Below are 12,403 nucleotides of genomic sequence, written 5' to 3'. Positions count from 1 at the left end.
CATGAAAATTCTTTTTCATTTAAACAGCATGGGCCGCGGCGGCGCAGAGCACGTAGTCAGTATTCTCTCAGGAAAATTTGCCGATGCAGGTCATGACGTCATCGTCGCAACCCAGTGGTTTTCGGAAAATGAATATAAGCTTTCAAGCAAGGTAAGGCGTATCTCCGTTGGCTTAACCGAGAATGAAGAGAAGGCAGGGCGAATTAAGAAGGCCTTTACCAGACTTTTTAAATTACGAAACTGCGTAAAGAAAGAAAAGCCTGACCTTGTAATCTCATTTTGTGCAAAGGCCAATTTCAGAAGTGCCTTCAGTCTCTTTGGGACGAATACTCCTCTTATCGTCTCCGTTCGCAACAATCCGGAGGTTGACTATGCACCTCATAAGCTCGCAACCCGCTACATGGAGAAAAGGGCTGCCGGCTGTATATTCCAGACACCGGATGCTATGCATTATTTCTCAGAGGACTTCCAGAAAAGGTCAACAATTATCTTTAATCCTATAGATGAAAGCTACCTTAATGCAGATACGAATAGCTCCGAGGGAAGAGGCGACAATTCAAAGAAAATCGTAAATGTAGGAAGAATCTCCGTTCAGAAAAATCAGCTGCTTCTTCTTAAGGCATTTAACAATATCACAAAGGACTATCCTGATTATTCACTTTATATCTACGGTGATTCTCAGGAAGGTGGCATATTGGATGGACTTACATCATACATAAGAGAGAACCATCTCGAAGAGAAGGTTTTCATTCTTCCTCCAAGCTCTAATCTTAAAAACGAAATCATCGGCTCTGCCATGTTCGTGCTTTCCTCGGATTTTGAAGGCATGCCAAACGCCCTTATAGAAGCAATGGCTCTCGGAATTCCAAGCATCTCAACTGACTGCCCCTGCGGCGGATCCCGCATGCTCATTGATGATGGCAAATCCGGCCTCCTTACTCCTGTGGGGGATGAGAAAGCTCTAACCGATGCCATGTTACGAATTCTAAAGGATAACGAATTCGCAGCCACACTGGGAGAGACCGCCAAATCTGTAGTGTCAAGGGTTCAACCAGACAAAATCTGTAAAGAATGGGAAGATTTTATAAATACAAAATTAAAAAACAAAAGGGCATAAAGCAAATCAAACTTGTTTGTACATTTCAAACAAACAAGTTTAATACACGTCTTTATCTTTAACGGATTATAAAAACGAAAATGATTAAAAAAGTATAAAAGATTTAGGCGCCTGCAAAAAGCAAACGCCTAAATTTTTAATTATCATTATCCTTTTTTAAACTTATACTTTACGTTTTTGGCACCGGATTTCTTAATCTTTTTCACAATCTTATCAAAGGTCTTTTTGTTCTTTGCTACAATCGTGATAGTTGCGCCTTCCTTTATGTTACTAAATGCGCCTTTGCCAATTGATTTCAATGTATTTCCATTTAGCTTAATGTTATCCAGATTTGAGCAATACTTAAATGCTCCACCGCCGATTGAAGTTACAGTTGAAGGAACCGTGACACTTCTTACTTTCTTATTCTTGTAAAAAGCCTTTCTCTCAACCTTTGTTACCTTGTATTCAACACCCTTATCATCCTTAACAACTGATGGAATCTTTACCTTTTTTGCCTTACTATTCTGTGCCTTCACATAGGATACTTCTGCTTTTCCTGTATCTGAGGAAGTAACCTTAAACATTCCCTGTGTTCCGGAGGAAGCACCATTAAAGGTCGTTCCCTGAGCTGCAGGAGTGGGATCTGTGGGGGTGTTTTGGTTATTCTGGTTGTTTTGGTTGTTTTGATTATTTTGGTTGTTCTGGTCGTTTTGATTATTTTGATTTTCCTCTGGCTCAATACTCTGTGTAGGCTCCGGAGCATCGGCAGTAGCTGTAATAATTAGATACTTATTCTCATCAAAATTCAGAGTTCCATCTCGTAAATCATATTGGTTTTCAAATTCAGTCCTGCACCAATTTTCTTCGCTCATTGAGGTTTGCTGTGAATTTAACAAAAATTCAATCTGTACTCTTGCTCCTTTTGTCATCTGCATTATTGTCCTTACCCCATTTACACCAGTAGTCTTCGTAATAAAGACTCTTCCGTTTAAGACAAGCGTTTGATTTGCTTTTAAAATCTGAAAATCTTCAAATGCAGCCTGAGTTATAGTTATAGTATTACTTGAATAGCTGAGATATTTTCGTACATCAAAATTAGAAGTCTTCGTTCTTAATTCTCCTTCAGCAATATTACTTACATCACTATGCGCGTCCATGCCGCAAAGAATTCTTCCATCCCCGGTTATACAAACAAAAGTTAACTCGTAATCACTAGCATGTACCGTTTCAGGAATAGCCACAAAGCACAATGCCAGCGCTATTGCAAATGCAGAAAAACCGCTAACCATCCTTCTAATAATGTTTTTCCTACTTTTCTTTTCTCTCATAAGAACCTCCTGTAAAGTCAATAATTTACAATGTTTCAAAAAGCAGACAATCTGAAACATATAAAATTGTAATTTGGGCAATTGCATAAAAACCACAAATACCACTGCATAAAATTCTAATAATGATGTTTCAAAAAATCTACTTATCGAAACAAGATTTAAGATTATTTAGAGATTTTTTATAGTCAGACTGATTCAGCTTTTTCACAAGCTTCTGATAGCTTGGTCTATGGAAATCCCTCCCAGACATTTTGTCCACATAAATACAGGCTGCTCATTTACTGAAATTATAGGCAATGCCAAGTATTCGCAGCCAAAAAAGAAACACATCACCGAATCAATCTCCAGCGATGTGCTTTCATATAATCTTCATGAAAATTTTCCTGTTAAATAGAATTTCGACATCATCTCTGCCTGAGTCTTAACATCAAAGCCTGCTGCAGCTATCTGTGATATGATTGGACTTGATGAAGCCTCTCTGTCTCCGATAGGGATGCCGTACTCTTCATCATTTACTCCATTCAGCATCAGGTCATTGAGGATTTTTCTGGCCCATGTGGCAGGTGCTTCCTCGATGCTCATCCTGCTTACAAGAGGGGTTATATCAACCTCCGGAGTGATGGAATCAGATACAAGGCACTGAAGCCCTGCTGCCTGCGCCTCCACTACTGTCCCCGGAAGTCCCTCATAGCGTGAAGGGAAAAGGAAATAGTCCATTGCCTGATAATATTCATTGGCATTACTCTTATTGCCTGCAAAGATTACCTTATCCGAAATCTTAAGGTCGTGACACAGCTGCTTCATAGTATCCATCAGCTCGCCTTCTCCCAGCATCAGAAGTCTTATTCTCATACCGTGCAGCATGCTGAAGGAGTTAACCTCGTCATGATCAAGGATTCGCAAAAACTCAGCAAATACCTTTATCAGATACTCATGGTTCTTTGCATAGTGAAAACGACCCACATGTCCAATCACTATGGCATTGGAAAGACCCAGCTCTTTCCTTATTCTCTCCCTGGCTTCAGAATTATAGACGAATCTCCTTAAGTCTATGGCATTGGGAATGATCCTTACAAGGCCGCCGTCAGTAAGTGTATCTCCAAACACAGCCCTTGCAGCATTCTCTGTACATGAAAACCTAAGGTCACAGGTCTCTGTATTACTCAAAGGATGACGTATAATCTTAGTAACTATTCCCTTGATTCCCGGGTCAACTCCCGCGCTTCTGGCATGGGCTATCGTAGTTCCGATGCCACAGGTCTTGGCGATAGGAAGATATATGGCTGCCGTACTTGTCATATGACCCTGAACCATTTTCCACTCGCCTCTGTGCTGCATGAAAAACATACGGATAGCATTCTTATAATCTCTGAGATTGGTTCCGTGATATCTTGGAATGCAGTATATATTGCCACCCAGCTTCCTTACAGCAGCATCAAAATAGTCTGGCTTCCTTACAAGCATAAGTTCATCGGATGTAGGGCATTTTTTCCCTGTCGGCTCCGCTGCTGCATGAACAAGGAAGTCAAACTGTACCTTGTCCCTGTCTATATGTCTGTATAAATCCATTATTCGGCTCTCGGCACCGCCAAGGCCCAGTGTACCAAAAACATGTAATATTCGAATAGGCTCCGCCATTATTACCACCTCTTGTGCACTAAAATGTATTTAATCCTGGCAAGGAGATACTCTTTTATCCCCTGAAATTCACCTGCTTCCACAGGGTCGGTCATAAGCCATTCATTCCAGCTGACAACCTTTCCCGTCTCAAAGACTTTGGAATAATAATTAAAATCTTCATTGGTAAGGGTATTTGTATGAACGACAAACGTGGTGTAGCCTTCATGATCGTCTGTCAGAGCACTGTCCTTCCTATAGGAAATAGGATAGAAGGTCATATCAAAACGTCTGTAGGCATCCCTTCCAAAACCATCTGTCACCCTTCTAAAGCCCTTCTCTACAAGAGCAGTTATGGTATTTCTGTCGTAGCTGTGACTTGGTGCCATGAAAAAATCCGTGGCTATACCGTGGCTTTCAAGAATCTTCTTGCCCTCGGTGACCATCTCCAGCTGTTTCTCATAAGGGATCCCCGCAAATTCAGACTGTTTATTAAGTGGCAGCATTCCACCCTTTTTAGTGGTGTATACATGATGAAGACCGTGCATCGCTATGATCCATCCCTCTGACTGAAGGTCCCTCACCATTCTCCAGAAGTATGGATTCTCCTCACTGTCTGCCTCTTCATCTGTCCCCTTTTTTTGCTTTGATTCAGGTTCATCAGCTTCCACCATAAGCTTCGGATCCCTGTTATCAGGTACCACGCCTATAAGAGGTCTGATATTGTACTCATCCAGAAGTCTCTTAAATCTTCTGAATTTGCCCATATCCATACCCGGCGCGATATCATCCATTCGAATTAATATCTTCATACAACAACGCCGCCACTTTTTAAGGTGGCGGCATTCCCCCATTTAATTAAAGTCTCCAGTAAGCAAACTCTGCTTCGTCGAACTCATTCTTATTATAGATTCCCTTTACATCAAGGAAAACTCTCTTTCCTCGAGAAGGTGCATACCACTTTTTAATATCCTCTGTAGTGATTCCAAGGAACTCCTCATGGGCTACAGCTACGATCACTGCATCCATATCGTGGATGTCATCCATTGTATCAAAAGCGATTCCATAAAGTCTGTTAGCTTCATCACTGTCAGCTGTAGGATCAACTACTATAGGATCGATACCATATTCCTTAAGTTCATTATAGATATCGATAACCTTGGTATTTCTGGTGTCCGGGCAGTTCTCCTTGAATGTAAATCCAAGAATACCGACTCTTGCTCCCTTAACAGGAACATCACATGCGATCATCTTCTTCACGCAGGACTCTGCAATGTACTTACCCATGTCATCGTTGATACGACGTCCTGAAAGAATGATCTGACTGTGATAGCCAAGGGACTCTGCCTTATATGTAAGGTAGTAAGGATCAACACCGATACAGTGACCACCTACAAGTCCGGGCTTAAAGTTCAGGAAGTTCCACTTGGTTCCTGCTGCCTCAAGTACGCTCTTTGTATCAATATCCATCTTGTGGAAGATCATTGAAAGTTCATTCATGAAAGCGATGTTGATATCACGCTGGCTGTTCTCAATAACCTTTGCTGCCTCTGCAACCTTGATGCTCTCTGCCTCGTGTACACCTGCAAGAGCAACAAGCTTATATACGTTTGCAACTTCCTCAAGAGTTTCCTTATCCATACCGGAAACGATCTTGGTGATGGTCTCAAGCCTGTGAACCTTATCACCGGGATTGATACGCTCAGGTGAATATCCAACCTTGAAGTCTACGCCGCATTTAAGTCCGGACTCCTTCTCAAGGATCGGCACACATACATCCTCAGTAACACCGGGATAAACTGTTGACTCATATACTACAATAGAACCCTTTGTGAGATACTTACCAAGTGTTCTGCTGGCGCTCTCAACAGGGGTAAGATCAGGTGTGTGATCCTCGTTAACAGGTGTGGGAACAGCCACAACGTGAAATTTACACTCTCTAAGTTTTTCGGGATCAGCTGTGAAATCTACTGATGTCTCCTTAATTGCAGCATCGCCAACCTCTCTTGTAGGGTCGATTCCCTTTTTATAAAGAGCAACCTTCTCTGCATTGAAATCATATCCAACTACCTTGATCTTCTTGGCGAATGCAACGGCAATGGGCATTCCTACATAACCAAGTCCTACCAGTGACAGTTTCTCCTCTCCTGAAAGGAGTCTCTCATATAAACTCATTTTTATACCTCGTTAAATTTTCTTACCTCACATAGCTGCAAGATAGAATATTACTTATCCATTATACAATCTTGAATCAAAGATTCAAGATTGATGCACATTCTCAAGTTCCTTTTTATACGCATCTATAACAAGCTGTCTGTCAAAATGCTTCTCTATATGCTCTCTGCCAAGCTTTCCCATTTTGGCTCTGTCTTCTTCTGACAATGAAAGCATTTTTCTTATGGCGTCTTCAAGGGATTTTGTATTTTTTATCTCAAAGGTGAAGCCGCTTTTATCAGGCTCAATTGCTTCTATACAGCCATGAATATCTGAACATAAAATAGGTCTTCCGCAGGCTGCTGCCTCAAGCAGCACGTTGGACATTCCTTCGTGATAAGAAGGATGAACGATTACGTGGCTCTCTGCCATAACCGGCTCTACGTTATCAAGATGGCCATGATAAGTGATAATCCCCTTATCCTCCATTTCCTTGATAAGAGGCTCATAAACTTCTCTCTCATCCTCTTCATACTCGCCCACAAGATCAAAATAGACGTTTTTATATTCAGCGGTAATGTTCCTTGCAGCTTCAAGGTACTCGGCTATTCCTTTATCTCTCATGATTCTGATGACAGCAAGAAAATGAATACCCTCAGCTTCAGATGAATACTCATGAAAAGGATGGGCGGTCAGGTTCACACCGGATCCCGGAAGAAGTCCCGCATTTTTCTTTGCAACACCTCTGTCCTGCATAAACTTCTTATTGCGCTCATTCTGGAAAAATACTTTCCTTGCGCCAGCTGTAGCGGTTTTATAAAAAGCGATAAGGGCTTTACTCATAATTCCGCCGTTTTCAATGGCCATTCCAAGGCCTGTAATGTTGCAGATATAAGGAGTGCGGGTAAGTCTTGCAGCCATTCCTCCATAGAGATTGGGCTTTATTGTATAGGTCAGAACAAATCCCGGTTTTATCTCCTTAATAAGCTTCTTATACGCCATCATAAGGGCAAAATCCTTGGCAGGATTCATCCCATGTCTGTTAAAGGCTGTCTCTACTATACTTACGCCAAGATTTTTGAGCTTAGCCACATTTTCATCCGGAGGAACAGATACTATAACTTCATGTCCATCTGCCATAAATGATTCCAGAAGCTCCCGTCTGAAAAGATACAGACCATTGGCATAATTGGTCAAAATAAGAATTTTCATTGCATTCTGCCCTTTAAGTTTGCAAGGCTGTCGATAACTACGCTGTCATACATCATCATGACCACATCCTCTTCATACTGTCCGATCACAGGCTCATTTTTCTCCTTGTCGTGGACATTCTTATATATGAAGGCAGGGAAATCGACACCTGCGCCGTATGCATGAAGGTATGCACCGCCAAATCTGGGATTGATCTCTGAGAGGTAATATTTGCCATCCTGGTAAAAGAGATCCATATCAAGCGGTCCGTTGAATCTGAATACCTTAAGGGCTTCTTTTACAAAATCAAAAAGAGCTTCATCCTTAAAGGATATTGTCTTGTTGGCACCGCCTATGGTGGTGGATATCTTTTTCTTTGAGAAAATCGCAATTACTTCATTGGTAATAGTATCAACATAGACATCAGCATCCATGTCTTTTCCTGTCATAAGCTCCTGAATGATAAGTGAAGGATCGGTAGCTGTGACCTCTTCAAGAAGCTCTATTGTATCCACTCTTCTTGCTCCAACGCTTCCGCTGCCAGTCCTTGGCTTTACAAATACAGGAAGTGAGATGGCATTCTTTTTATAATCTTCATGGAACTCCGCAAAGCTTCCGTATGTCTTTACTGTGTTGATCCCCTTTTCACTGAGGTACTTAAACATCTCATATTTATCAAAGCAAAGGTCTGCCGTCTCCTTATAGGGAGCAAGAACCTCTACACCTATCTCTTCAAACTTCGCACGGTTGTCTGCAAGTATTGAGATCTCAGGATCAATAAGTGTGGTAACTGCATTTATTTTTTCCTTTTTACATATATCAAGAATTATTCCGATGTAAGTGGGATCTGTGATGAGCGGAACCTGATAGCTGGCATCCGCAAAAGCAAGAGCAGGTGCATAGAGACTGTTATCTGTGACAACAATCCTTACCTTATCTCCAAGGGTCTTTCTAAAATCCTTTAAAAGCTCACATCTTCTTCCAACACTGCAAAACAATATATTCATAGTTCTAATACTCCTTACCGATCACTTTCTTTTTTGGCGGGAGTTCCTTTGAAGGCCTCCATCGTAGCATCCGTTGCGCTGTTTACATCGCTGTGATCAAGCACTACCTTAATAGTCATTATTATTATCTTTACATCAAGTGCAAAGGAAAGATTCCTTACATAATATACATCTTTCTCAAATTTATCTTCCCAGCTTAAAAGATTCCTTCCATTCACCTGCGCCCATCCTGTAAGACCGGGGCGTACATCATGGCGGTGATGCTGCTCTTCATTATAAAGAGGAAGATATTTCACAAGAAGGGGTCTTGGTCCCACAAAGCTCATGTCTCCCTTCAGGATATTGAAAAACTCAGGAAGCTCATCAAGGCTGGTGCTTCTAAGCTTCTTACCAAAATTCGTAAGCCTCACCTCATCGGGAAGAAGCTCTCCGTTAGCATCTCTTTCATCAGTCATGGTTCTGAACTTGTAGAGATTAAAGACCTTCTCATCCTTGCCGGGTCTTGGCTGCCTGAAAATGACAGGGCTTCCGAGCTTAACTCTCACAAGGATTATGAGTATCAGATAAAGCCAGGAAAAACATATAAGTACAAGCAGGGATATTATGATATCCAGCAGTCTTTTGAAAAAACACCCATATAATCCATGCTTAATTTTGTTATCATTGTTTGACATTAACGGTGTCCCCCGTTTTCATTATTTGCACAACAAAGTTATCACAGTAGATATTATAAATCAATCTCTTTGTTGTTATTGCATTTTTTGTGCATTATACTGTGATTATATAACAAAACACGTCAAAAAAATGTTCTTATAATTAATATATTTTGTTAGGGGATTTTTTATGAAAGCTACCTTAAAAAAGGATTCTATTCGTCTTATTGTCGTTCTTTTAGCTGCTCTTTTAATGGCTATGAACATCCAGTCATTCATCAATGCCGGCGGTCTGTTCCCGGGCGGAGCTCAGGGTCTTACCATTGTGGTTCAGCGAATAATACTGAAATATACCGGTATCAGCATTCCTTATTCACCCGTTAATATCATCCTGAACATTTTTCCTATCTATCTGGGCTTTCGTTACATAGGAAAAAGATTCACCATCTTCTCAATGATCATGGTGCTGGCAAACGGCTTTTTTGTTGATATCATTCCTGCCCATGCAATTACTTATGACCCGCTTCTTATCGCTGTTTTCGGTGGAATGCTCAATGCGATTGCCATCTGCATGTGCCTCATGGTGGATGCCACCAGCGGCGGAACAGATTTTATCTCAATCTATCTGTCACAGAAAAAAGGCGTGGATTCATTCCCCTTTATACTTGGTATAAATACCGTAATCCTATTGGTTGCAGGTATCTATTTTGGCTGGGAAAAGGCCCTCTACTCCATGATATTCCAGTATGTTACAACTCAGGTACTGCATATTCTGTACAGGGTTTATCAGCAGCAAACTCTTTTCATCATTACGGATAAGCCTGCCGAGGTCTGTGATCTGATCTACCGGGTAGCCAATCACGGAGCTACTCTTATGCACGGCGAAGGTTCCTTTGAGCATCAGAATAAGATGATTGTTTATTCCGTAGTAAGTGCCTCTGATACAAGAAAACTCATCCCCGCGATAAAGGAGATAGACGAAAACGCCTTCATCAACTCTATTCGCACGGATGAGGTTCGTGGTAATTTCTATTTAAGACCCAGAGATTAAATTAGTATAATCCACCGATCTCATTTAAAAGAGATGCAAAAACTGCACCAAACGCCATTACAAAGATGAATGAGAGAATATAAATGATTACCATCCAAACAAGTCTGGCTCTGGCCCAGTTCTTCTTGCTCTCCTTGGTACTATCACTTACTGCCCACACAATCAGCATGATGAATCCTACAAGCGGGATGCATGTGATAAGAAATGTAAGAAGCCAGTCACCAAGTGAAACAGGCTCATTATTCACAGGCATGTATCCATAAGGAGCTCCGCCCTGAGGGCCATATCCCATCTGCTGCTGATACTGAGGCTGATACTGGGGCTGCTGGTACAGGGGCTCCTGATACTGAGGTGTAGATTCAGTAGCAGAAGCTGCTTCACCCTCGCTTGCAGATGATGCTGTAGCGTTTTCAACAGGTGCCCCGCAATTAGGACAAAAAGCCATATGGTCTTCAACATTGGCGTTACATTTTGAACAAATCTTCATTTCGAATTCCTCCTCTACAAAACTTTTCTCATAAAATTATACAGATATTTCTATATTCATGTAAAGTCTGCATTCACTTTTGCTGCAAGCTCTAATGCATCATCAATATGAGGACAGAAATTCTCTTTTCCAACTCTATCTATAAAGCCGTCCTTCTCCATGGTTCTCATGGGCTGCTCATTAACATGTGAGAATATGAGGCGAACTCCCTTTTTCCGGCAGTCTTCATACAACATTTCAAGAGATCTCATAGCTGTAGCATCGAGAGCAGGCACGCTTCTCATTCTGATTACAAGGCACTTTGTGAAGTCCTTGGTGGTGATATTTGCAAGAGCGTCCGCATCACCAAAGAACATGGGACCGCTTATCTCATATACACGCACATGCTTGGGAATTACTCTGAGTTCAATTGAATCAGGATCATTCTCGGGATCAATATCGGGATCAACATAAGTCCATCCGCGAACAGATGACTCCTCGCTCATTCTCTTCATGAAAAGGAGGCAAGCTGCGATCATACCAACCTCGATTGCAACAACAAGGTCGAATACTACAGTGAGCACGAATGTCATTACAAGAACAATTATGTCACTCTTGGGAGCTGTCTTGCAGAGCTTCAGGAAAGGTCTCCACTGGCACATATTATATGCAACCTGAAAAAGAATAGCTGCGATGGTAGGCATGGGAATAAGTGCAGCGTAGGGCATAAGCACCACAAGTACCAGTAAAAGTACAACTGAATGAACCATACCTGCTATAGGAGTTCTACCGCCGTTTTTAATATTTGCAGCAGTTCTGGCTATAGCACCTGTTGCAGGGATACCTCCGAAAAGTACGGAACCGATATTACCGGCACCTTGTGCGATAAGCTCCATATTGGATCTGTGCTTTGAACCAATCATACCGTCTGCAACTACCGCAGAAAGAAGAGATTCTATTGCAGCAAGGATTGCTATTGTAAATCCGTTTGAGAAAGATGCTCTTACAAGGCTCCATGAAAAGTTAGGTGCATGGAACTTTGGAAGTCCTCCGTTTATCTGGTAAAGGTCTCCTATTGTATTTACCTTAAGGCCGACAACCTTCACCATAAGGATTCCTACGATAACTGCAATCAAAGATGCGGGAATCTTCTTGAAAAACCTGGGCCATATTACAAGAATAAGAAGGCAAACCACTCCGACGATAACTGCCTGGAAATTGATTGTTCCGATGTTGGCAGCAATAGCCTCCACCTTCTCGACTGTCTCGATCGTAACCGTTCCCTTAGGATATGTAAGTCCAAGGAAATCCTTTATCTGTCCGATAAGAATAGTAACTGCGATACCGGCAGTAAAACCTGTGGTAATTGTATAGGGAATAAATTTGATAAGGCTTCCAAGCTTAAACAGTCCCATCAGAATAAGGATGATACCTGCAATTATGGTAGCCATCATAAGACCATCGTAGCCGTTCTTTGCGACAATACCGGCTACGATGGTAGCAAAGGCAGCTGTAGGTCCTGCTATCTGAACACGGCTTCCGCCAAGGAATGAGATGATGAAGCCTGCAACAATTGCTGTGTAGAGACCTTCTTCAGGGCCAACGCCTGATGCCAGAGCCAGCGCAATTGAAAGCGGCAGTGCAATGATAGCAACAATAATTCCGGAAATAACATCAGTTGTGAACTGTTTTGCTGAATACTTCTTGATAACTGAAAACAGCATCGGTTTTAGTTTTTCTTTTTTCATAATATCCTCACTTACTAAAAACACCTAAAATTAAACCACAACTATGCTAATGCTTTTACGCTGTCTGTGCAAGTTTTTTTATGACATAA

At 41.6% G+C, this 12,403-nt stretch carries 11 protein-coding genes; 2 read left to right on the top strand and 9 right to left on the bottom strand.

Translation table 11 applies throughout. The annotated features are described in order from the left end of the window. The first annotated feature begins 1 nt into the window (after window position 1). Window positions 2-1,117: a glycosyltransferase gene (locus tag G603_RS23065; RefSeq protein WP_035792228.1), complete on the top strand. Its 1,116-nt coding sequence runs from the start codon at window positions 2-4 to the stop codon at window positions 1,115-1,117. 146 nt (window positions 1,118-1,263) lie between these two features. On the opposite strand, the gene G603_RS0105945 is transcribed toward G603_RS23065, so the two are convergent. The 7 genes from G603_RS0105945 to G603_RS0105910 all read right to left on the bottom strand — a co-directional run bounded on the left by G603_RS0105945 (window position 1,264) and on the right by G603_RS0105910 (window position 9,070). Further along, complete coding sequence (locus G603_RS0105945) at window positions 1,264-2,427, bottom strand: leucine-rich repeat domain-containing protein (RefSeq protein WP_026669622.1); 1,164 nt, start codon at window positions 2,425-2,427, stop codon at window positions 1,264-1,266. A 369-nt stretch (window positions 2,428-2,796) separates the two neighbouring features. Continuing rightward, entirely contained in the window at window positions 2,797-4,065 is a 1,269-nt protein-coding gene (locus G603_RS19415) for a glycosyltransferase (protein WP_035792225.1), read from the bottom strand. Window positions 4,066-4,067: 2 nt separating this feature from the next. Next, the gene (locus tag G603_RS0105930) at window positions 4,068-4,856 is read right to left on the bottom strand and encodes a DUF2334 domain-containing protein (RefSeq protein WP_026669621.1); all 789 of its coding nucleotides are present in this window, start codon (window positions 4,854-4,856) and stop codon (window positions 4,068-4,070) included. A gap of 46 nt (window positions 4,857-4,902) precedes the next feature. Continuing rightward, a complete protein-coding gene (locus G603_RS0105925; RefSeq protein WP_026669620.1) occupies window positions 4,903-6,219 on the bottom strand; it encodes a nucleotide sugar dehydrogenase in 1,317 nt (438 codons plus the stop codon). Window positions 6,220-6,303: 84 nt separating this feature from the next. Further along, window positions 6,304-7,410, bottom strand: coding sequence for a glycosyltransferase family 4 protein (locus tag G603_RS0105920; protein WP_026669619.1), 1,107 nt, complete (start codon window positions 7,408-7,410; stop codon window positions 6,304-6,306). Beyond that, window positions 7,407-8,396 carry an ATP-grasp domain-containing protein gene (locus tag G603_RS0105915; protein ID WP_026669618.1) on the bottom strand — a complete coding sequence of 330 codons (990 nt, stop codon included), beginning with the start codon at window positions 8,394-8,396 and terminating at the stop codon, window positions 7,407-7,409. Before G603_RS0105915 ends, G603_RS0105920 begins: the two co-directional genes overlap by 4 nt. Window positions 8,397-8,410: 14 nt before the next feature. Further along, the gene (locus G603_RS0105910; protein ID WP_035792222.1) at window positions 8,411-9,070 is read right to left on the bottom strand and encodes a sugar transferase; all 660 of its coding nucleotides are present in this window, start codon (window positions 9,068-9,070) and stop codon (window positions 8,411-8,413) included. Between the two features lie 169 nt (window positions 9,071-9,239). Between G603_RS0105910 and G603_RS0105905 the strand changes: the two genes are divergently transcribed. Then, window positions 9,240-10,100, top strand: a complete 861-nt coding sequence (locus G603_RS0105905; RefSeq protein WP_026669616.1) for a YitT family protein — start codon at window positions 9,240-9,242, stop codon at window positions 10,098-10,100. A gap of 1 nt (window position 10,101) precedes the next feature. Here the strand turns inward: G603_RS0105905 and G603_RS22285 are convergent, their stop codons facing one another. Together G603_RS22285 and G603_RS0105895 are read right to left on the bottom strand one after the other, a co-directional pair. Continuing rightward, entirely contained in the window at window positions 10,102-10,587 is a 486-nt protein-coding gene (locus G603_RS22285) for a zinc-ribbon domain-containing protein (RefSeq protein ID WP_155832627.1), read from the bottom strand. Between the two features lie 56 nt (window positions 10,588-10,643). After that, window positions 10,644-12,314 (bottom strand): SulP family inorganic anion transporter, encoded by a 1,671-nt coding sequence (locus G603_RS0105895; protein WP_026669615.1) that lies wholly within the window; start codon window positions 12,312-12,314, stop codon window positions 10,644-10,646. Window positions 12,315-12,403: the final 89 nt, after the last annotated feature.

Source organism: Butyrivibrio sp. AE3006 (assembly GCF_000424165.1).
GTDB lineage: Bacteria > Bacillota > Clostridia > Lachnospirales > Lachnospiraceae > Butyrivibrio.
This window is presented reverse-complemented; position numbering and strand designations above follow the sequence as displayed.

Excerpts from the sequence above, each read along its gene's own strand:
- G603_RS23065 (WP_035792228.1), top strand. The coding sequence starts at position 2 with ATGAAAATTCTTTTTCATTTAAACAGCATGGGCCGCGGCGGCGCAGAG.
- G603_RS0105945 (WP_026669622.1), bottom strand. The coding sequence starts at position 2,427 with ATGAGAGAAAAGAAAAGTAGGAAAAACATTATTAGAAGGATGGTTAGC.
- G603_RS19415 (WP_035792225.1), bottom strand. The coding sequence starts at position 4,065 with ATGGCGGAGCCTATTCGAATATTACATGTTTTTGGTACACTGGGCCTT.
- G603_RS0105930 (WP_026669621.1), bottom strand. The coding sequence starts at position 4,856 with ATGAAGATATTAATTCGAATGGATGATATCGCGCCGGGTATGGATATG.
- G603_RS0105925 (WP_026669620.1), bottom strand. The coding sequence starts at position 6,219 with ATGAGTTTATATGAGAGACTCCTTTCAGGAGAGGAGAAACTGTCACTG.
- G603_RS0105920 (WP_026669619.1), bottom strand. The coding sequence starts at position 7,410 with ATGAAAATTCTTATTTTGACCAATTATGCCAATGGTCTGTATCTTTTC.
- G603_RS0105915 (WP_026669618.1), bottom strand. The coding sequence starts at position 8,396 with ATGAATATATTGTTTTGCAGTGTTGGAAGAAGATGTGAGCTTTTAAAG.
- G603_RS0105910 (WP_035792222.1), bottom strand. The coding sequence starts at position 9,070 with ATGTCAAACAATGATAACAAAATTAAGCATGGATTATATGGGTGTTTT.
- G603_RS0105905 (WP_026669616.1), top strand. The coding sequence starts at position 9,240 with ATGAAAGCTACCTTAAAAAAGGATTCTATTCGTCTTATTGTCGTTCTT.
- G603_RS22285 (WP_155832627.1), bottom strand. The coding sequence starts at position 10,587 with ATGAAGATTTGTTCAAAATGTAACGCCAATGTTGAAGACCATATGGCT.
- G603_RS0105895 (WP_026669615.1), bottom strand. The coding sequence starts at position 12,314 with ATGAAAAAAGAAAAACTAAAACCGATGCTGTTTTCAGTTATCAAGAAG.